20 protein-coding genes and 1 other RNA gene are annotated in these 19,107 nt (G+C 73.3%); 3 read left to right on the top strand and 18 right to left on the bottom strand.

The window, feature by feature from the left end; translation table 11 throughout:
* Window positions 1–20: 20 nt before the first annotated feature.
* The 7 genes from ssrA to prfB form a co-directional block, all read right to left on the bottom strand.
* Window positions 21–387: a transfer-messenger RNA gene (gene ssrA / locus GPA02_RS12855) on the bottom strand.
* A gap of 125 nt (window positions 388–512) precedes the next feature.
* Window positions 513–2,375 carry a DUF2207 domain-containing protein gene (locus tag GPA02_RS12850; protein ID WP_156200474.1) on the bottom strand — a complete coding sequence of 621 codons (1,863 nt, stop codon included), beginning with the start codon at window positions 2,373–2,375 and terminating at the stop codon, window positions 513–515.
* A gap of 79 nt (window positions 2,376–2,454) precedes the next feature.
* Window positions 2,455–2,937 (bottom strand): SsrA-binding protein SmpB, encoded by a 483-nt coding sequence (gene smpB, locus GPA02_RS12845; protein WP_156200521.1) that lies wholly within the window; start codon window positions 2,935–2,937, stop codon window positions 2,455–2,457.
* A 121-nt stretch (window positions 2,938–3,058) separates the two neighbouring features.
* Window positions 3,059–4,474 carry a murein hydrolase activator EnvC family protein gene (locus tag GPA02_RS12840; protein ID WP_156200473.1) on the bottom strand — a complete coding sequence of 472 codons (1,416 nt, stop codon included), beginning with the start codon at window positions 4,472–4,474 and terminating at the stop codon, window positions 3,059–3,061.
* An 11-nt stretch (window positions 4,475–4,485) separates the two neighbouring features.
* Window positions 4,486–5,400, bottom strand: a complete 915-nt coding sequence (gene ftsX / locus GPA02_RS12835; protein ID WP_156200472.1) for a permease-like cell division protein FtsX — start codon at window positions 5,398–5,400, stop codon at window positions 4,486–4,488.
* Window positions 5,397–6,095: a cell division ATP-binding protein FtsE gene (gene ftsE / locus GPA02_RS12830; RefSeq protein WP_156200471.1), complete on the bottom strand. Its 699-nt coding sequence runs from the start codon at window positions 6,093–6,095 to the stop codon at window positions 5,397–5,399. Before ftsE ends, ftsX begins: the two co-directional genes overlap by 4 nt.
* A gap of 180 nt (window positions 6,096–6,275) precedes the next feature.
* Window positions 6,276–7,388, bottom strand: a complete 1,113-nt coding sequence (gene prfB / locus GPA02_RS12825; protein ID WP_156200470.1) for a peptide chain release factor 2 — start codon at window positions 7,386–7,388, stop codon at window positions 6,276–6,278.
* 91 nt (window positions 7,389–7,479) lie between these two features.
* Between prfB and GPA02_RS12820 the strand changes: the two genes are divergently transcribed.
* On the top strand, window positions 7,480–8,775 hold the full coding sequence (locus GPA02_RS12820; RefSeq protein ID WP_156200469.1) for an MFS transporter: 1,296 nt from the start codon (window positions 7,480–7,482) through the stop codon (window positions 8,773–8,775).
* 444 nt (window positions 8,776–9,219) lie between these two features.
* Here the strand turns inward: GPA02_RS12820 and GPA02_RS12815 are convergent, their stop codons facing one another.
* From GPA02_RS12815 to GPA02_RS12765, 11 genes are all read right to left on the bottom strand, one after another.
* Window positions 9,220–10,716 (bottom strand): aldehyde dehydrogenase family protein, encoded by a 1,497-nt coding sequence (locus GPA02_RS12815; protein ID WP_156200468.1) that lies wholly within the window; start codon window positions 10,714–10,716, stop codon window positions 9,220–9,222.
* Between the two features lie 157 nt (window positions 10,717–10,873).
* Window positions 10,874–11,431 (bottom strand): DUF2087 domain-containing protein, encoded by a 558-nt coding sequence (locus tag GPA02_RS19130; RefSeq protein ID WP_204986607.1) that lies wholly within the window; start codon window positions 11,429–11,431, stop codon window positions 10,874–10,876.
* 50 nt (window positions 11,432–11,481) lie between these two features.
* The gene (locus GPA02_RS12805; RefSeq protein WP_156200467.1) at window positions 11,482–12,813 is read right to left on the bottom strand and encodes a multidrug effflux MFS transporter; all 1,332 of its coding nucleotides are present in this window, start codon (window positions 12,811–12,813) and stop codon (window positions 11,482–11,484) included.
* 208 nt (window positions 12,814–13,021) lie between these two features.
* Entirely contained in the window at window positions 13,022–13,597 is a 576-nt protein-coding gene (locus GPA02_RS12800; protein ID WP_156200466.1) for an HhH-GPD-type base excision DNA repair protein, read from the bottom strand.
* Between the two features lie 91 nt (window positions 13,598–13,688).
* Window positions 13,689–14,816: a hypothetical protein gene (locus tag GPA02_RS12795; protein WP_156200465.1), complete on the bottom strand. Its 1,128-nt coding sequence runs from the start codon at window positions 14,814–14,816 to the stop codon at window positions 13,689–13,691.
* 93 nt (window positions 14,817–14,909) lie between these two features.
* Window positions 14,910–16,175, bottom strand: coding sequence for a hypothetical protein (locus GPA02_RS12790; protein ID WP_156200464.1), 1,266 nt, complete (start codon window positions 16,173–16,175; stop codon window positions 14,910–14,912).
* A complete protein-coding gene (locus tag GPA02_RS12785) occupies window positions 16,172–16,711 on the bottom strand; it encodes an RNA polymerase sigma factor (protein ID WP_156200463.1) in 540 nt (179 codons plus the stop codon). The genes GPA02_RS12790 and GPA02_RS12785 overlap by 4 nt, the downstream gene beginning before the upstream one ends.
* A gap of 80 nt (window positions 16,712–16,791) precedes the next feature.
* On the bottom strand, window positions 16,792–17,292 hold the full coding sequence (locus GPA02_RS12780) for a hypothetical protein (protein WP_156200462.1): 501 nt from the start codon (window positions 17,290–17,292) through the stop codon (window positions 16,792–16,794).
* Entirely contained in the window at window positions 17,285–17,758 is a 474-nt protein-coding gene (locus GPA02_RS12775; protein ID WP_240134034.1) for a pilus assembly protein, read from the bottom strand. The genes GPA02_RS12780 and GPA02_RS12775 overlap by 8 nt, the downstream gene beginning before the upstream one ends.
* Window positions 17,755–18,129 carry a TadE/TadG family type IV pilus assembly protein gene (locus GPA02_RS12770; RefSeq protein WP_156200518.1) on the bottom strand — a complete coding sequence of 125 codons (375 nt, stop codon included), beginning with the start codon at window positions 18,127–18,129 and terminating at the stop codon, window positions 17,755–17,757. Before GPA02_RS12770 ends, GPA02_RS12775 begins: the two co-directional genes overlap by 4 nt.
* Complete coding sequence (locus GPA02_RS12765) at window positions 18,126–18,308, bottom strand: hypothetical protein (RefSeq protein ID WP_156200517.1); 183 nt, start codon at window positions 18,306–18,308, stop codon at window positions 18,126–18,128. The genes GPA02_RS12770 and GPA02_RS12765 overlap by 4 nt, the downstream gene beginning before the upstream one ends.
* Before the next feature lie 30 nt (window positions 18,309–18,338).
* Here GPA02_RS12765 and GPA02_RS12760 point away from each other — a divergent pair, with 30 nt between their 5' ends.
* On the top strand, window positions 18,339–18,722 hold the full coding sequence (locus GPA02_RS12760) for a hypothetical protein (protein ID WP_156200461.1): 384 nt from the start codon (window positions 18,339–18,341) through the stop codon (window positions 18,720–18,722).
* Between the two features lie 20 nt (window positions 18,723–18,742).
* A complete protein-coding gene (locus GPA02_RS12755) occupies window positions 18,743–19,048 on the top strand; it encodes a hypothetical protein (RefSeq protein WP_156200460.1) in 306 nt (101 codons plus the stop codon).
* Window positions 19,049–19,107 lie beyond the last annotated feature (59 nt).

The raw sequence follows: 19,107 nt of genomic DNA, 5'->3' as shown, positions 1-19,107 counted from the left end.
CGCGCGGTGGCTTTGTCATGGGGTGGAGGTGGCGGGAATCGAACCCGCGTCCGACGGTGCTGAACCAGGGCTTCTCCGGGTGCAGTCTGCTGATGAGTTTCTCGGCCCCAGCGATCACGCAGACAAGTCGCTGACGGGCTCAGTCACCTAGATGTCCCCGTAACCCCGGTGACGAGGGCTACGAGCAGTGGCTTCCTAGATGACGCCAGGAACCGGGTCGGAAGCTATCCCGGGCTGACGGAGTTCGGGCTCGCTCAGGCGGCGAGGGCGAACTCGGTGCGCTTGGAATCGGCACCTATTGGTTTGCACGGAGCGTTGACGAGATGACCGTGCATCCTCGACCCGCTTCTCCTGGGACGACGACCGTCGTCGAAACCGATCACCCCCCCTGTTGAGTTGTCAAGCACCACCGGCCTCGCGGCCGGGCGGCAGTGCCATCCTACGTGCCCAACGCCGCGCCGACCCAGCTCATTCCCCCGCGGCACCGGTCAGCAGCCGGTCACCAGCACCGGTCACCAGCCGCCGCCCCCGCCACCGCCGATGCCGCCGCCGGAGAACCCGCCACCGGAGGAGAACCCGGAGCCGCCGGAGGAGGCGGGCGTCGCCGTCGCCACCGCGAGGTCGGCGGCCGAGCTGAACGACGACACCGCCTGCCCGAACCCGGAGCTCCACAGCGCCACCGCGGGCGTCGAGCCCACGTACCAGCCCTGCTCGGGCAGCTCCACGCCCTGCTCGGCGAGCTCGGCGAACAGCCCCACCCACCGGTTCTCGAGCCCGAACGCCATCGCGAACGGCAGGTACCTGGAGAAGATGTCCTGTCCCGCCTCCCAGCGCAGCTGGTTCGCCTCGGCGGTCTCGATGTAGCGCTTGAACCCCAGCGTCTGCGCCAGCACGGCGCTGCCCTCGGCGGTGCGCGCGGGCGCTGTCGAGGAGGCGATCAGCACCGCGATCCCGACGACCACCACCGCCAGCCCGAGCATCCCCCACCCGGTGAGGAAGGCGAGCAGCACCGTCAGCACCAGCCCGGCCAGGACCAGCAGCACGCCGGCGCCCACCCACGACCGGCGCACCGCCTGCGGGGAGTGCGTGAACCAGCCGCGCGCCACCATCTCCTCGTACAGCTGGTCCTGCGCGTCGGAGACGGCCTCGGCGAACCGGGTGCCCAGCTTGCTGAGCCGCTTCTTCTCCCCCGACGTCGAGAAGATCCCCCGCAGCAGCGTGCGCTCGAACGGCCGCAGGTCGTCCCAGCTGCGGTCGACGTCGCGCACCAGCCGCCAGTCCGGCTTCTCGGCGCCCGGGATCTCCTCGATCCGCAGGTAGCCGCGCACCGCCAGGTCGATGATCGTCGCGGTGACGTCGCGGCGGTCGGCACGCTCGTCGAACAGCGTCCCCATCTCACCCGGCAGCACGTCCGGCGGCGGCGTGAACTGCACCGCCACCGGTGTCTTGCGGCGCGGCCCGACGGCGGCCTCCCCCGCCGTCCCGCCCGGCGGCGCCAGGCCCGGCGTCACGTCGAGATAGGCGAGGTCGCGCCCACGGCGGCGGGCCACCACCGCGACCCCGGCCGCCCCCACGAGGGCGAGCACACCCGCGGCGGGGACGGCCGGCGTCTGGAGACCCATGCTGTTGGAGAACGTCCGGCGCGGGGCCAGGATCGGCGTCACACCGCCGAACGTGCCGCCCTCGTAGGCGGCGACCACGCTCAGCCCTGTGCCCGGGGAGAGGCGGTCCTGCCGGAACTCCACCCCGCCGTCGGTCACCGCGAAGCCCGAGCACCGCGCCTTCGACCCGACGCGGCCCGTGAAGCAGTCGACCTGCAGCGGCTCGGTCGGGGCGTTCAGCCGCACCGTCACGTCCGAGATCGGCAGCTCGAACCCGGCGCCGATGACGTTCCAGTAGATCTCGTCCTCGCCGCCCGCGCCGACGCCGCTGTTCGGCACCCCGGCGACCGTGTACGTGACGACGTAGGTCTGCACGCCCGAGACGTCCCCGATGTCCTCGTCGCCGATCCGGATGACCAGACCGGCGTCCTCCTCGTCGAGGTACAGGTCGTCGGGGGCGCCGCTGGGCGAGGTGACCTGGACGTCGTCGATCTCGAGCACCCGGTAGTGGTCGGGGTCGCCGTCGATCTCCTGCCGGGTGATCAGCGTGAGGAACAGCCCGTGGCCCGGCGTGGTCGCGAAGTCCAGGTCGATCTCCTGCCGGACGGCGATCGTGCCGTCGGGCTGCGCGTCGGCCTCGATCACGTAGCGAGTGATCTCGCGGTCGCCCTGGTCGTCGTCGGCGCGTGCGGGGCCGGCGGGCAGCACCGCGGCCGCCACGACGAGCGCCACCACCAGCGCCAGCAGGAGGGTCAGGGGACGACGTCGAGTCATGCTCTGCAGGCTAGTGGCGCCACCACGCCGGCACCGCACCCGCCCGGTGGAGAGACCTCCCCCTCCCGGCGGAACCAGGTCAGAGCTGGCGACGCAGGCTCATCGCCCGCTGCGCCTCGCGCTCGTCCTGCTGGCGCCGCAGCGTCTCACGCTTGTCCCACAGCTGCTTGCCGCGCGCGGTCGCGATCTCGACCTTCGCGCGACCGCCGATGAAGTACAGCTCCAGCGGCACGATCGTGCGGCCCTTCTCGCGCGAGACCTGGGCCAGCTTCTCGATCTGCTCACGGTGCAGCAGCAGCTTGCGCTTGCGCCGCGGCGCGTGGTTCGTCCAGGTGCCCTCGGTGTACTCGGGGATGTGCACGCCCTCGAGCCAGGCCTCGCCGCGGTCGATCGCGACCCAGCCGTCCACGAGCGAGGCGCGCCCGGCACGCAGGCTCTTCACCTCGGTGCCGGTCAGCGACAGCCCCGCCTCGTAGGTGTCGTCGATGTGGTAGTCGTGCCGCGCCTTCTTGTTGCGCGCCACGACGTTCTTGACCGTGCGCGGGTCGGTGCCCGCGGGCACCTTCTTCTTCTTGGCGCCACCCTTGACGTTGCTCACGACTGCCTCTCCTGCCGCCCGACCCGACGACCGGACCAGGGTAAGCGAGCCGCCCGACGGCGGCCCAACCGTTATGCCGAGGGCGTCAGGAGATGTAGGGCATCGGGTTGACGGTCGCCCCGTTGCGCCACAGCTCGAAGTGCACGTGGCACCCCGTGACGTTGCCGGTGGCGCCGGTGTACCCGATCGTCTGGCCCTGCGAGACCCACTGGCCCGTGCTGACCGCGAACCGCGACAGGTGGTTGTAGACGCTCACCCACGAGCTGCCGTTGATGACACCGTGGTTGACCAGCACCTGGTTGCCGTGGGTGCCGTTGCCCGCCGCGGGCCGCACCCCGACCACCGTGCCGGACGCGGCCGCCATCTGCGCCTCGCCGCAGCCCGACCGCAGGTCGACGCCCTGGTGGAAGAAGTAGCCACCGGTGATCGGGTACCAGCGCATCCCGTACGGCGACGTCACGTACAGCGAGCGGCTGATCGGCTTGATGAAGGCACCGGTGCTGCTCCCGCCGCCGCCACCGCCGCCGGAGCCACCCCCGCCGCCGCTCGAGCCGCCGCCGGAGCCGCCGCCCCCACCGCCACCGCCGGAGCTCTGCTGCTGCTGTGCCTGCTGGGCGGCGATGCGGGCCTGTCGCTCGCGCTCGGCCTTCTCTGCGGCCGCGATGCGGGCGATCTCGTCCTTGATCTCCTGGTCGATGCGCTCGTTCTCGGCCTCGAGCTCGGCCTGCTGCTCGGCGTACTCCTCGCGGAGCTGCTCCAGCTCGGCGGCCTTGTCCTCCTTCTGGGCCTTGAGCTCGCGGATCTCGACGACGAGGTCCTCGGCGCGCTGGCGCGCCTCCTCCGCCGCGGCGACCGCGTCCTGCGCCTCGGCCTCGAGCTCGACGATCCGCTCCTCGACGGCGTCGAGCCGGGTCTGCCGGTTGCGGTTGACCGCCTGCAGGTTCTCCAGGTCGGTGAGGGTCTGGTTCTGCGTGCGCAGCGCCGAGCTCATCGCCGAGTAGTCCTGGGCGAACTCCTCGGCCGAGCCGGCGCCGAAGATCAGCGTCAGCGTGCTCATGCCGTCGCCGCCGCGGTAGGCGGTGCGGGCGACCTCGCCCATCGCCTGCTCGGTCGCGGCGATGTCCGCCTCGCCCTGCGCGATCTCGGCCTTGAGGTCGGCCTGCTGCTGCCGGGCGACGTCGAGCCGGCCCTGCACCTCGGCGAGGTGCCGCTCGGCCGCGGCGAGCTCCTCGTTGGCGACCACGAGCTCCTGCTCGGCAGCCGGCAGCCGGCGCTTGATGTCGTCGAGCTCCAGGTACGTCTCGGCGAGCTCGGTGTCGGTGCCCTCCAGCGCGGCCTCGACCTCTTCGCGCTCCTGCTCGACGCGGTCCTGCTCGTCGCGCAGGTCGTCGAGGTCGTCGGCGGTGGCGGCGCTCAGGCCGGTGGTGGCCAGCAGCACGCCGACGGCGGCTGCAGCCGCCCGGCGGACCCAGATCCCGCGGTGCCTACGTCTCGCGGTCATGACGGTTCGACCTACACCTTCGTATATCGACTGAGCGTGACCAAGGAGCTGACGACCGCCAGCCCGATACCGATCGCGACGAGGATCGGCGCGACCGTCCAGACGTCGGAGGTGTCGACGAACGGCATGAACCTGACCGACTCGGCCAGCCACTCCTCGACGATGTAGTGGACACCCACCCACAGGCCGCCCACCGCGAGCGCGGCGCCGAGCAGCGCGGCGATCGCGCCCTCCAGCATGAACGGCAGCTGGATGAAGAAGTTCGAGGCGCCCACCAGGCGCATGATCTCGGTCTCGCGACGGCGGCTCATCGCCGACAGCCGGATCGTCGTCGTGATCAGCAGCACCGCCGTCACGGTCATGAGCACGGCCAGCCCGACCGAGATCAGGGTGGCGCGGTTGAGCACGAGGAACAGCGGCTCCAGGATGCTGCGCTGGTCGATGACCTGCTGCACGCCGGGGCGGCCGGAGAGCTCGTCGTAGATCAGCTGGTACTGCTCGGGGTCGACCAGCTTCACCCGGAACGAGAACTGCATCTGGTCCTGGGTGATGCGCTGCGCCCACTCCTGGTCGCCGAAGCGCTCCTGGAACGCCTCCCAGGCCTGCTCCTTGGTCTCCAGGTAGACGGTCTGCACGTAGTCGGCGAGCGCGTCGGACTCCAGCAGCCCGCGCAGCTCCTCGATCTGCTCCTCGGTGACCTCGCCGTCGGGGCAGCTCTGGCTGGCCTCCCCCGCCGGGCACAGGTAGACGTTGACCTCGACGCGGTCGTACCAGTCGTCCTTGGCCTTGTCGACCTGCATCTGGAGCAGCGCCGCGGCGCCCACGAAGGCCAGCGAGATGAACGTGACCAGCACGACCGAGACGGCCATGGCGAGGTTGCGCCGCAGGCCGTTGCCGATCTGGGCGAGGACGAACCGGACCCTCATGCGGATTCCTTGCGGGCGCCGTACACGCCACGGGCCTGGTCGCGCACCATCTGGCCGTCGACCAGCTCGACGACGCGCTTGCGCATCTGGTCGACGATCTCGTCGTCGTGGGTGGCCATCACCACGGTCGTGCCGGTGCGGTTGATCCGCTCGAGCAGCCGCATGATCCCGACCGACGTCGTCGGGTCGAGGTTCCCGGTCGGCTCGTCGGCGAGGATGATCGGGGGCCGGTTGACGAACGCACGCGCGATCGCGACGCGCTGCTGCTCACCGCCGGACAGCTCGTGCGGCAGCCGCCGCTCCTTGCCTGCCAGCCCGACCATCTCGATCGTCTCCGGCACCGTGCTCATCACCTGGTGGCGCGGCTTGCCGATCACCTGCATGGCGATCGCGACGTTGTCGAAGACCGTCTTGTTGTTGAGCAGCCGGAAGTCCTGGAACACCGTCCCGATCTGACGACGCAGGTACGGCACCTTCCAGGAGGAGATCCGGGCGAGGTTGCGGCCGGCGACGAACACGCCGCCCGACGTCGGACGCTCCTCGCGCAGCACCAGCCGCAGGAACGTGGACTTGCCCGAGCCCGAGCTGCCGACGAGGAACACGAACTCGCCCCGCTCGATCTCCAGGCTCACCTGGTCGAGCGCAGGTCGGTGCCCGCGGGCGTAGACCTTGGAGACGTTGTCGAACCGGATCACGTGGCAACCTCGGCCGGGATCGACGACGGGGGAAGAACAAGGACCGGCCTGCCGACACGGTAGGCAGGGAACATGACGAGACCCCTCCGACACGCCGGGGCGTCATGACGTCGGTCCGGTCACACCTGGGGCGCGGGACGCCGTCCGGACCTGCGCGGAGGCCGTCCGGGGCAGTGCGGGTCAGCTCTGGTCGGCGGCCTGCTGCCGGCGCCAGCGGATGCCGGCGTTGATGAAGTCGTCGATCTCGCCGTCGAAGATCGCGGCGGTGTTGCCGGACTCGTGCTCGGTGCGCAGGTCCTTGACCATCTGGTACGGCTGCAGCACGTAGGAGCGCATCTGGTCACCCCAGGACGCCTTGACGTCGCCCGCGAGCTCCTTCTTCTTCGCCTGCTCCTCCTGGCGACGCACGAGCAGCAGTCGCGACTGCAGCACCCGCAGCGCGGCGGCGCGGTTCTGGATCTGCGACTTCTCGTTCTGCATCGACACCACGATCCCGGTCGGGATGTGGGTCATGCGGACGGCGGAGTCGGTCGTGTTGACGCTCTGCCCGCCGGGGCCCGAGGAGCGGAAGACGTCGACCTTGATCTCGGACTCGGGGATCTCGATGTGGTCGGTCTGCTCGATCAGCGGGATCACCTCGACGGCTGCGAACGACGTCTGCCGGCGACCCTGGTTGTCGAACGGGCTGATCCGCACCAGCCGGTGGGTGCCCGCCTCGACCGAGAGCGTGCCGTACGCGTAGGGCGCGTTGACCTCGAAGGTGACCGACTTCAGGCCCGCCTCCTCGGCGTAGGAGGTGTCCATGACCTTGGTCGGGTAGCCCTTGCGCTCCGCCCAGCGCAGGTACATCCGCATGAGCATCTCGGCGAAGTCCGCGGCGTCGACGCCGCCCGCGCCGGCGCGGATCGTCACGACCGCCTCGCGGGGGTCGAACTCGCCCGAGAGCAGTGTGCGGACCTCGAGGTCGGACATCGCGGCGCGCAGCGACTCCAGCTCAGCGCCGGCCTCGGCGAGGGTGTCCTCGTCGGCCTCCTCCTGCGCAAGCTCCACGAGCGCCTCGAGGTCGTCGACGCGAGCCGCGATGTCGCGGAGCCGGTCCCGCTCGGACTGGGCGTGGCTGAGCTGGCTGGTGATCGCCTGCGCGGCGTCCTGGTCGTCCCACAGGTCGGGAGCGGCCGCCTTCTCGGAGAGCTCCGCGATCCGTCGCTCGAGGTCCTCCGGCTTGGTCACGGCGAGGATCTGGTCGAGCGTGCCGCGCAGGGCGGCGATCTCGGCGGAGAAGTCTGTAGCCACGAACGGCAAGGGTACGCGAGCCTGCCGGTCCGCTCTCCGCGATGCGGCCGCTCCGGCGGCCGGTCGCCGTCGCCTCCTAGGCTCGTGACCCGTGGCTCGCCTGCTCGCCGACCTGACGCCGCTGCGCAGCAGCCCCGCGTTCCGGCGGCTGTGGTGGGGGCTGGGGATCTCGAACATCGGCACCCAGCTGACGGCGGTCGCGGTCGGCCTGCAGGTGTACGCGCTGACCTCCTCGACGCTGGCGGTCGGCGTGCTCGGGCTGTGCGCGCTGGTGCCGCTCGTGGTGCTCGGGCTCTACGGCGGTGCGCTCGTCGACGCCTTCGACCGCCGCAAGGTGGCGCTGGCGGCGTCGTCCGCGTTGCTGGTGGTGACCGCCGCGATCGCGGCGCAGGCGTGGCTGGACGTGGGGTCGGTCGGGCTGCTGTACGTGCTGGTGGGGCTGCAGTCGGCGGCGTCGGCGGTCAACAACCCCGCTCGGACCGCGATCATCCCGCGGCTCGTGCCGCGCGAGCAGCTACCGGCGGCGCTGGCGGTGCAGACGCTCGCCTGGAACGTCGCGCTCACCGGCGGCCCGCTGCTCGGTGCCGCCCTGGTCGCCTGGCACTCGTTCGAGGCCGCGTACACGCTCGACGTCGTGCTGTTCGGCGCGTCGCTGTACGCGCTGTGGCGCCTGCCGGACCTGCCGCCCGAGCGGGCCGACGGCGAGCCGACCGGGCGCCGCGTCGTCGGGCTGGCCTCGGTGCTCGAGGGCCTGCGCTACCTGGGCACCCGCCCCAACCTGCGCATGACCTTCCTGCTCGACCTGAGCGCGATGATCCTCGCGATGCCGCGGGTGCTGTTCCCCGCCGTCGGCGTGCTCGTGCTGGGCGGCGGGGAGACGACGACCGGCTACCTCACCGCAGCCATCGCGATCGGCGCGGTGCTCGCCGGGGTGCTGTCGGGCGGCCTGGTGCACCTGCGCCGGCAGGGTGCGGTCATCGTCGCCGCGATCCTCGGCTTCGCCGCCTCGGTCACCGGCTTCGGCGTGCTGCTGCTGGTCGTGGGCGAGCACCGGCCGCAGAGCACGATCGTGTGGGCGCTGGTGGTGGCCACGGCGCTGCTGGCGCTGGCCGGCGCGGCGGACTCGATCTCGTCGATCTTCCGGCAGACCGTCCTGCAGGCGGCGACCCCGGACTCGATGCGTGGCCGGCTGCAGGGCGTCTTCATCGTCGTCGTCGCGGGCGGCCCCCGCCTGGGCGACCTGGTCGTCGGCTCGCTCGCGTCCCGGTTCGGCGAGGGCGCGGCCGCCGTCATCGGCGGCGTCACGTGCGCGGCGGTGGTGCTCCTGCTCTCCGCCACCCTCGGCCGCCGGCTCCTGCGCTACGACGCCGCCGACCCCCAGCCCTGAGCGGTTTCACCGCACTTTGCAACACCGCCCCGTTTCACCGCACTTTGCAACAGACCGCAGTTTCTGCCACCGCCGACGCGAGCGACGCCGTCGCCTTGGCGCAGGAACTCGCCGGGCAACGCGTCGTGGAGGTCGCGGTGGGCGACGTCGGTGGCCAGGTCTTCGCCCCGGTCTCGTCGACGAGGTGCGATGGACGTCGCCCCGGTGGTTCCTCGGCTCGGGCAGGCGGTACGTCGGCCCGGTGGACGCCGTGCACCTGCCGGACGCCCGCTCGACGTCGTCCAGGGCGAGCGTGTGCTGCACCTGCGCTACGGCGTCCGCCGCTGCCCGCCTGGCCCGCGATCGGCACGACGTGCGGTGAAACCAGGCCGTGTTGCAAAGTGCGGTGAAAGCGGACCGTGTTGCAAAGTGCGGTGAAAGTGGGGTGGCGGGGGGCCGCCCGGGTCAGAGATGCAGGCGGGTGCGGAGGAGCTGGCGATAGGCGTTGACGCCGGTGCGCAGCGCGTCGCGGACGCGGTCGTCGACCACCGGGCCGGTGAGCTGGGTGATCGAGACCGGCAGCCGGGAGCCGACCACCGAGCGCAGGTGGGAGAACCGCTCGAAGCCCCAGCGGCCGTGGTAGCTGCCGAGGCCGGAGCGGCCGACGCCGCCGAACGGGGTGCCGGGCGTGAACGCGCTGAGCGCCCAGTCGTTGCGGGCCACACCGCCGGAGCGGGTGCGGTCGACGAACGTGCGGAACTCCGCGTCGTCCGGGCCGAACCAGCTCGCGACGAGCGGGGCGGGCCGCTGGGCGAGCCGGTCGAGGACCTCGTCGAGGTCGTCGTAGCCGTGCACCGCGAGCACCGGCCCGAAGACCTCCTCGTGGTCGATCGCCATCTCCTCGGTCACACCGAGCACGACGACGGGCGGCATCACGCGGTCGCGGCGCATCGCCTCCTCCCCCGCGGCGTCGGAGGAGACCGAGCGGATCACCTGCGCGCCCTTGGCGGCCGCGTCCTCCAGCAGCGCCTGCACGCGCTCGTAGGCGGCGTCGTCGACGAGGGTCGTCATCTGCCCGGACTCGATGACGTCGGGCAGGCTCTCGCCCCAGGCGGAGAACACGTCCTGCACGAACAGCCGCGCCGCCGACGACGGCACGTACACCTCGTCGGGGTTGATGCAGGCCTGGCCGGCGTTCTGCAACCGGGCCGCGGCGATCCGCGACGCCGCACGACGCAGCGCCTCGCGTCGACCCACGAGCTCGTGGGAGACCACGACGGGGTTCTTGCCGCCCAGCTCGAGCGTGACCGGCGTCAGGGTGCGGGCCGCGGCCGCCATCACCTTGCTGCCGACCTCGGCCGAGCCGGTGAAGAACAGGTGGTCGAGGTCGAGCGCCGCGAACTCCTTGCTCACCTCGGCGTCGCCGGTGACGACGGCGACCTCCTCGACGTCGAAGGCGTCGTGCAGCGCGTTGGCCAGCACCTCGGCCGTGCGCGGCACCTTCTCCGACATCTTGATCATGACGCGGTTGCCCGCCGCGAGCGCGGTGAGCGCCGGGATCGCGGTGAGGTTGAGCGGGAAGTTCCACATGCCCATGACGCCGACGACGCCCAGCGGGCTCGGCACCACCTCGGCCCGCAGCCCGGCGAGCCGGGACACCGCGCCGACGACGCGGCCGCCGGCGGGTCGGGGCCGCATCCAGCGGGCCACGTTCGCGCGCTGGATCTCGGCCTCGGCCGCGAACGCGACGACGTCGTTGACGAGCGTGACGATCTCGCCGCGGTAGCCGAAGTCGGCCGAGATGGCGTCGACGAGCTCGTCGGTGCTCTCCAGCACCGCGTGCGCGAACCTGTCGATCCGGTCGCGCCGCACCGCTGCCGAGGGCGGGCCGTCGCGGTGGAAGGCCGCCCGCTGCAGCGCGAGCACCTCCGACATCGGGGTCGACGTCGTGGTCTGGCTCATCGGGCACCTCCCCTCGTGCCGAGCGAGGCAACGGTCGGGACCGCCGCGGCGGAGGCCGTCGAGGTCCGCCGCGCCCGGTCGTGACGGCGGGGCGAGGTGCTGCTCATGCACCCACTCTAGGCACGCCGACCGTGGGATCCGGCCGGTGCGGCAGGGCTCAGGCGGCGTCCTGGCGGCGGTAGCGCGACCCGTCGGGCGTGCGCCACGGCAGACCGGCGTCGACGAGGGCGCGCCGCAGCCCGACCGGGTCGTCGCCGAGGTGCCCGAGCAGCGCGGTGACCTGCGGCTCGGTCATCTCCTCGCGCGGCAGCTGCTCGACGACCACCTGCAGCAACGCGTGCGCCTGCTCACCGCTGGGCACGCCGTGGACCATGCCGTAGGGCGCCTCGGCCCGCAGCTCGGGGCGCTCAACCAGCGCGGCTCCGAGCGGCGTCCGGGCGACGAGGTCGGCGACGGCACGGTCGGCACCGTCGGGGTCGAGCCCGACGGCGTCGCCCTCCAGCCGCAGCACACCGGCGTCCCGGCCGCGCGCGACGGCCTTGCCGACCGCACGGATGTCGAGACCGGCGGCGGTCGCGACCTCGGTCAGGGACGCCGTCGAGCCGGGGCGTCGCGGCAGCGACGCGACGACGGCGGCGACGTCGGGCTGGGACAGGGCGGCGAGCTGGGAGGCCCCGCGGGCGAGCGCCCGGGCGTCGTCGGCGGTGGGGTCCACACGGGCACGCTAGGGCGAGCGGGCGCCGTCGGGCACCCGAAATAGCCGCCTCAGGCGACCTGCGCCGCCCAGCCGCCGCGACGGTAGGCGCCCGTGCCCAGCGCGAGCACGAGCAGGGTGACGACCGTGGCGCCGAGGATGACGGTGCCCATCGCGAGCGAGTCGCCACCGAGCACGCCGACCAGCGGCGCGACCAGCGCGGCCACACCGGACTGCGACACCCCGATGAGGGCGGCCGCGGACCCGGCCCGCTCGCCGTGCCGCTGCAGCGCCAGCGTCGAGGCGTTCGGCGGGATGAGCGAGGCGAGCGCGAACAGCAGCCACAGCGGCACCAGCAGGCCCACCAGGCCGCCGGCACCGGTCATCGTCACGACGAACAGCACGACCGCGAGCACGAGCATCATGGGCGTCGCGAGCCGCAGCAGGCGGATCGGCGCGAACCGCCGCACGAGCGCGGCGTTCGCCTGCGCGCCGAGCACGAGGCCGAGCCCGACGACGGCGAACAGCAGCGCGAACTCGCTCTCGGTCAGCCCGTAGCCCTCGCGGATGACGAACGGCGAGGCGGCGACGTAGGAGAACAGCGCGGCCATCGTGAGGCCGGGCAGCAGCGCGTAGGCGATGAAAACGCGGTCGCGCAGCAGCACCCGGTAGGACCTGGTGACGGCGCGGGCGCTGGTGAGGCGCTGCCGCGGCGGCAGCGTCTCGGGCAGGAACTTCCACACCACGCCCAGCAGCACGATGCCGAACAGCGCGAGGAAGGCGAAGACCGCGCGCCAGCCCCACACCGACGCGATCGCGCCGCCGACCGTCGGGGCGAGCAGCGGCGCCACACCGATGACCAGCATCAGCCGTGACAGCACGACCGAGGCGGCGGCCCCGGTGAGCCGGTCACGGATGACGGCCATCGCGGTCACCGCCGCGGCGGCGTTGCCGATGCCCTGGACGATCCGCAGCACGACGAGCGGCGCGATGTCCATGACCGCGATGCACAGCAGCGAGGCCACGATGTGCACGACGATCCCGATCATCGCGGGCGCGCGGCGGCCGAAGCGGTCGGACAGCGGTCCGATGACGAACTGGCCGATCGCGCCACCGATGAGGGTGGCGGTGATCGTCAGCTGGGCGTTGGCGTGGCTCGTGGCGAGGTCGCCGGCCACCTCGGGCAGCGACGGCAGGTAGGTGTCGGTCGTGAACGCGCCGATGGCGGACATCGAGCCGAGCAGCAGCACCAGCTTGAACGTCCAGAGCCGGCTGCGGGGTGCGGCCGCGGGCGCGGCGACGGCCACCGCGGCCGGTGTCGCGTCGGTCTCGGCGCGGGGCTCGGTGGTGCTGGGGGCGACGACGTCGGTCGCGTCGGCAGGGGTGGCGGTGCTCGTCGTCATGCGTGCCGTACGAGGGCGTCCTCTCATGAGGTCGAATCGTTTCGTTCGAGAGACCGATTGTGGCACCGTCGAGCCGTCAGGTCGAATCGTTTTGACCTGACACGCCGCGAGTTCACACGAACTTCACAGCGGGTGTGGTCGCCGTCTCCCCGGAGCCGGGTGCCGCGAGCCGGGTGCGCGGGACCAGCCCGGCAGGTCGTGGGCCGGTTCAGCCCTTCGCAGCGCGTGCGGCGGCCTTGGCGGCCTTCTTGTACTCACGCACCTTGGTGAGCGAGGCCTGGTCGACGACGTCGGCCACCGACCGGTACGAGCCCTCGGTGCCGTAGTCGCCGGCCGCCTCGCGCCAGCCCGCGGCCTGCAGGCCGAGCTGCTTGCCGAGCAGCGCGAGGAAGATCCGGGCCTTCTGGTCGCCGAAGCCCGGCAGCGCCTTGAGCCGGCGCAGCACCTCGGCGCCGTCGGGGTCGCCGGCGGTCCAGATCGCGGCGGCGTCGCCGCCGTACTCCTCCGCGACCGCGGCCGCGAGCGCCTGGATGCGCCCGGCCATCGAGCCCGGGAACCGGTGCACCGCGGGCGGCGTGGCGCAGATGCGCGAGAACTCCTCGGGGTCCATCGCCGCGATCGCCGCCGGGTCGAGACCGCCGAGGCGCTCGACGAGCTTGCGGGGACCGGCGAACGCCGCCTCCATCGTCACCTGCTGGTCGAGCAGCATGCCGATCAGCAGCGCGAACGGGTCGCGCGAGAGCAGGGCGTCGGCGTCGGCGTCTCCGGTCAGGTGCAGGTCCATACCGGCATCGTGCCACCGTCCGTGCCGCACCGCCCGTCGGGGTCGCGACGGGCCGTGCGGCGTCGTCCTCTCCGGCCCTCGGATCGCGCGCTCAGGTGAGCTCGAGGTCGACCGGCTCGGTCACCGCGACGGCGTGAGGCTCGCCGTCGAGCATGGTCGCCAGCAGCAGCACCGCCTGGTAGCTCCCGGGCGGCAGCGGCGCCGAGTCGCCGGCGGGTGTGCCGCAGTCGAGCAGGTCGGCGGCGACGTCGAGCACCGCGTGCGTTCCCGCGGTCGCCGACACCGTGGTCGCGGTGTCGCCGCCCAGCTGGTGGTTGACCACCTCGCCGTCGCGGAGCACGACGACCAGCGGGAACAGCAGCCCGTGCATCGGCGCCGTGAGGTCGACGCCGACGTCCCCCTCGAGGACCGCACCCGCCTCGTGCTCGCCGCCGAGCCCGTCCCACGGCTGCAGGCCGTAGCCGGTGCCCGGCTGCGGAGGCGCCCAGGACGCGCCGCACGCGAGGTCGACCGGCACCGCGCCGTCGGGCGGCGAGGCCGGCAGCGCACCGGCGTCGCCCTCACCCACGGTCAGCGGCCACGGCCCGCCCTGCGCCTGCTCCATCTCCCCCGACCCCGCCACGAAGGTGATGGTCGCGAACACCTCGTAGTCGCCGGCCGGCAGCCAGTCGCCGGTCTCGCAGGCGACGTCCATCTGCACGACCGTCGTCAGCGTCTCCCCCGGCGCGACGCCCATCCAGAACGGTCCCTCGGCCCCCATGAACACAGGGTCCTCGGGGTCGGGCGCGACGACGACGCGGCCGTCGCCGTCGACCACGACCACCTGCTGCATGGCGACGAAGCCCTGCACGGGATCCTCGGCCGTGCTCGTCACGGTGGTGGCCCAGCCCCCGCCGTGCGCGGGCAGCGCCTCGCTGGGCCCGCTGTCGACCACCAGCTCGGAGGTGCGCTCCGGCAGCGCGAACGTCTCGCCGCACGCGGGGATCACGGCGTCGGAGACGTCGGGCAGCTCCCCGGTGGGCTCCGTCGGGTCCGGGTCGGTGGGCTCGGGCTCGGGCGTCGTGCTCGCGTCGGTCGTCGGCTCCGTGGTGGGGTCGCCCGGCCCGCCCGGTGCGGGCTGGCAGGCGCCCACGCCCGCGAGCGCGAGGGTGAGGAGACCGGCGGCGAGCAGCGGCCGTCGTCGGGGTCGGTGGGTGGGGGCGTCGGTGTGCTCGGTCATGCCGGCTCCTGTCGTCGTGTCGGTCCGCCGACGCGCCCTGCTGCGCGCCCGCACCCCTACCCACGAACGTCGGCCGCTCCCGGTTGGGGTCGATCAGGTCAGCACGAGGTCGACGACGTCGCTCGTCGCGACGACGTAGGTCTCAGCGCCCTGGGCCGAGCCGGGGTCGTGGATCGCGAGCAGCGTGAGCACGACGGCCTGGTACTGCCCCGCCGGCAGCGTCGAGCCGTCGCAGCCCACGAGCGAGCTGGTGAACCCCAGCGGCACCCGGCTGCCCTCGCTGAGCGCGTGCAGCACGTGCGCGTCGCTGCCCGGCGGCGGCGTCACCACCTGCCCGTCGCGCACGAGTACGACGTCGTTGTAGAGCACCCCGGTGACCGGCGCCCCGGCCGTGACCTGGGCGGCACCATCGATGTCGTCGCTCGCGGCCCGTGGCGAGCGGATCTCGTGCTCGAGGTCGAGCGCGAACCCCGTGGTCGGCTCCGGCGCGCTCCACGTGTCGCCGCACGCGGTCGTCCACTCGACGGCGCCCGGCGGCGGCTCCACCGGGAGCCGCTCGGGCTGGCGGTCGTCGTCGACGAGGAGCGGGAACGGCCCGCCCTGCGCCTGCTCGAGGTCGTCGGGCCCGCTGACGCCGATCTCGCCCACCGACAGCAGCACGTACGCCTCGTACTCGCCGCTCGGCAGCGGCTGCGAGTCGCCGCAGCGCCAGGTCGGCGAGACCGGGAACGGCAGCGTGTCGCCCGGCGCGATCGCGAGGTGGAGGCTGCCCTCGGCGCCCCAGAACCAGTCGCTCGTGGGGTCGTTCGTCGCGACGACGACGCCCTCGCCGTCGACCACCACCGTCTGCGCGTAGGCGACGTCGCCGCTGATCTCGGTCGCGCCGTCGTTGCGGACCTGCGTGAGCCAGGGGCCGCCGCCGGTGGGCGTCGGCCCGCCCGGGCCCTCGGTGACCACGAGCTGGGAGGTCCGCTCGGGCAGCCCGGCGAACGCGTCGCCGCACGCGGGGAAGACGGCGTCGGACCAGTCGTCGGGGTCGCCGCCCGGGTCCCCGGTCGGCTCGTCGGTGACGTCGTCGGACGGGTCGGTGCTGGGGGCGGTGCTCGGCTCCTCGCTGGGCTGGTGCGTGACGGTCGGCGTCGCCGGCGGCGGGTCGTCGACCAGCCGGCCGGCCTGCCAGACGACCACCCCGACGAGGGCGACCGACGCGACCGAGGCGGCCGCGACCGTGGCCACCCGGCGCCGCCGGGCGCCGCGCACGCGGCGGGCGATCGCCGTCTCGTCCGGGCCGCCGTCGTCGGACAGCCCGCCCTCGTCGATCGAGCGCCGCAGCACCGACCGCACGTCGTCGGCGTTCATCGTGCACCTCCCCGGCTGCTGTCGGCGTCGGCGGGCTCGGCGAGGCTCACCGCGAGGATCGCCCGCCCGTCGCTGAGGTAGCGCTTGACGGTGCCCTCGGCCAGCTCGAGCTCGGCCGCGACCTGCGCGACCGACATGTCCTCGTAGTAGTGCAGCACCATGCAGGCGCGGACCTGCGGCGGCAGCTGGGCGAGCGCCCGCGTCGCGTCCACCCGCGCCTCGGTGCGAGCCGCTGCCGACTCCACCCGGTCGCGCCCGGCGGCGAGGTGCCGGATGCCCGCCCACCGGCGCCGGCGGCGGTAGGAGTCGAGGTAGAGGTTGAGGATGCTGCGCCGCAGGTAGGCCTCGGCCTCGTAGGGCTCCATGCCGCGCGTCACCTGGGCGGCGCCACGGCGCCGGCCGAGCACGCGCACGAACGCCTCCTGCACGAGGTCCTCGGCCGTGTGCCGGTCGCCGCACAGCAGGTAGGCCGTGCGGTGCAGCCGCTGGCCGTGCTCGCGGACGAGCACGCTCAGGGTCTCCTCCCACGCCGTCACGCCCGCACCTCCTCTGCTGCCGTCATCGTGTCCCACGAACGAGCGCGCGTCCCGGTTGGGGTCGGCGCGTCGCCGAGTCGTCACTCGGCGGTGATCGCCTCGGCGCTCGCGGTCACGGTGACGACGAACCCGTCGCGCCAGGGTGCGATCGCCCAGGTCACGACCGGCGGCCGGACGACGGCGGAGAGCGTCACCTGCGCCGTCGTGCCGTCGGGGGTGCCGGTCGGCTCGCCGACCGCGAGACCCTCGAAGTCGACGACGCCCTGCGGCGCCGCCGCCAGGTACTCCTGGACCTCCTGCCGCACCGAGTCGTCGGTGAGCGGCAGCGCCGGCCCGTCGGGTCGGTCGCTGCCGAAGTAGGCGTCCTCGGCGATCGCGTCGGCCGCGTCGGCGGCCACGGCGTCAGCCAGCGCGAGCAGCCGCTTGCGCTCGAGGTAGATCGCCGACACCGACACCACGACGAGCACGAGCGCGAGCGCCACCAGCCCATAGGCGATCGACAGCAGCATGATCTGGCCGTCGTCGTCACGCAGCCGGCCGGGCAGCCGTCGGCGTGCCGTGCGCGGCCGCGCCTCAGCCATCGCGGAACCCGCTGACGGCGGTCATCGCGTCCGCGGTGATCGAGACCGTGGTCGGCAGCGTCCCGGCGAGGAAGTCCGGTGCGAGCGGCAGCGGCACCTCGGTCGCCACGACGACCGAGACGTACTCGCCCGCCGTCAGGCAGTCGGGCACCGAGCAGGTGATCGTCAGCGCCGAGGCCGCGTCGACCTCGAGCCCCTGGTCGGCGAACGCCAGCTCGACGCCGAGCTGGGCGGCCGCGACGCCGTCGGCCATCGTCTCGGCCTGCGCGATCAGCCGGCCCGCCTCGCGGGCGGCGCCCTCGGCCGCGAACGACGCCGCCTGGATGCGGGCCATCGTCAGCACGAGGTAGACCAGCGGGACCAGGAGCACCAGCGAGACGCCGAGGAACTCGACGACCGCGCTGCCGCGCTCGGGGCCGCCGAGCCGGCGCCGCAGCGCCGCCAGCAGCCGGTGCGCCCGGCTCACTCGTCGACCGCCCGCCCGGTCACGACGATCGTGGCGTCCGGCCCGAGCAGACCGAGCACCGGCAGCGGCGCGCGGACCGTGAGCGTCACGAGCGTCACGTCGCCGTGGCTCTCGTAGCCGGCGGCGACGTCGTCGGCGTAGCCCGCCGGCAGCGTCGTGGTGATGAGCTCGGCGGCCCGCTGCTCCCCCGCGCCGAGGTCGCTGCCGTGCAGCGCGGCGTAGCGCGCACCCTCCGAGGCGGCGTCGGTGAGCAGCGTGCGCACGTGCAGGGCCAGCGCGAGCTGCACGACGCCGAGCAGGACCACGGTCAGCAGCAGCGAGACCAGCAGGAAGTCGACGACCGCCGAGCCGCGCTCGCCGTCGGGGCTCAGCCGCCGCCGAGCACCCGCTCGATCGCCGTCTCGAACACCTGCTGCAGCGCGTCGCCGGCGAGCGCCCAGATCAGCACGACCAGCCCGGCCGTCATGAGCGTGATCATCACCCAGCCGGGCACGTCGCCACGCTCGGGGTCCGCGGCCAGCACGGCCCAGCGCCGTCGGAGGCTTCTCATGTCGGTGTCCTTCCATGTCATGTCGACGCCGTGACGGCGGTCGCGGGCCGCGTCGCGTGCGCGCGACCGGTTCTGCACCCGACGGCGGTCGTCTCGCGGGGCGACGGCGGACCCGTGCGCGCGGTCGCCCGCGGGACCGGACGGCGCGGGGTCGCGCGCGCGACGCCGGGCGCCTGCCCGGTGCCACCGCTCCCCCGTCCGCCATCAGCCCTCCCCCTGGCCTTGCTGCCGCTGCCCACGCCGCTGACCGAGGAGTCGGCGGCGGCGTGGGCAGCCTCGCACGCCGATGACGAGTTCCGCCGCGACGCCGAGCGGTGCGTGCGGATGGCTTCGGTCACTGGCCGGTTCGACCCGGAAACGCTGCACCGCGGTGTCCAGCTCGAGGCTCTCGGTCGCGCGGAAGGCTGGTGGTGACGATGCGATCTGGGATGAATATGGAGGTGCTCGCAAATCCGGGCGGCGGGCAGCTCCGGCCGCGGAGCGCCAACACGAACAAGCCGACGCTGTGGCTTCGGCCGTTGCCGTCGTCGCTGGACCGCGACAGCCTCACCCGCTGGCGCGCCAGCCACGTCGACGGTGCGGTGGAGCGCTACCGGGAGGCCCACGGCGTCGCACGAGCGATCCTCGCGGCCGACGAGGCCGAGCGGGCAGCCCAGGCCGTCGAGGCGTTCGCGGCAGCCTCAGCGCGGTTGTCGAAGGTTGAGGTCAAGCGGTCGAAGCCGCGGATCAAGAGTGACTAGACACACCACGCGCGGGCAGCCGAACTGCCTCGAAGTCGCCGGCGGCGGCGTTACGGTGG

Source organism: Actinotalea caeni, from assembly GCF_009733795.1.
GTDB lineage: Bacteria > Actinomycetota > Actinomycetes > Actinomycetales > Beutenbergiaceae > Pseudactinotalea > Pseudactinotalea caeni.
This window is presented reverse-complemented; position numbering and strand designations above follow the sequence as displayed.

Coding starts and splice junctions, on each gene's coding strand:
- ftsX (WP_156200472.1), bottom strand. CDS start 5,400: ATGAGGGTCCGGTTCGTCCTCGCCCAGATCGGCAACGGCCTGCGGCGC.
- GPA02_RS12800 (WP_156200466.1), bottom strand. CDS start 13,597: ATGGACCTGCACCTGACCGGAGACGCCGACGCCGACGCCCTGCTCTCG.
- GPA02_RS12850 (WP_156200474.1), bottom strand. CDS start 2,375: ATGACTCGACGTCGTCCCCTGACCCTCCTGCTGGCGCTGGTGGTGGCG.
- GPA02_RS12755 (WP_156200460.1), top strand. CDS start 18,743: ATGGAGGTGCTCGCAAATCCGGGCGGCGGGCAGCTCCGGCCGCGGAGC.
- GPA02_RS12805 (WP_156200467.1), bottom strand. CDS start 12,813: ATGACGACGAGCACCGCCACCCCTGCCGACGCGACCGACGTCGTCGCC.
- GPA02_RS12765 (WP_156200517.1), bottom strand. CDS start 18,308: ATGAGAAGCCTCCGACGGCGCTGGGCCGTGCTGGCCGCGGACCCCGAG.
- GPA02_RS12840 (WP_156200473.1), bottom strand. CDS start 4,474: ATGACCGCGAGACGTAGGCACCGCGGGATCTGGGTCCGCCGGGCGGCT.
- GPA02_RS12780 (WP_156200462.1), bottom strand. CDS start 17,292: ATGGCTGAGGCGCGGCCGCGCACGGCACGCCGACGGCTGCCCGGCCGG.
- GPA02_RS12795 (WP_156200465.1), bottom strand. CDS start 14,816: ATGACCGAGCACACCGACGCCCCCACCCACCGACCCCGACGACGGCCG.
- GPA02_RS12790 (WP_156200464.1), bottom strand. CDS start 16,175: ATGAACGCCGACGACGTGCGGTCGGTGCTGCGGCGCTCGATCGACGAG.
- GPA02_RS12815 (WP_156200468.1), bottom strand. CDS start 10,716: ATGAGCCAGACCACGACGTCGACCCCGATGTCGGAGGTGCTCGCGCTG.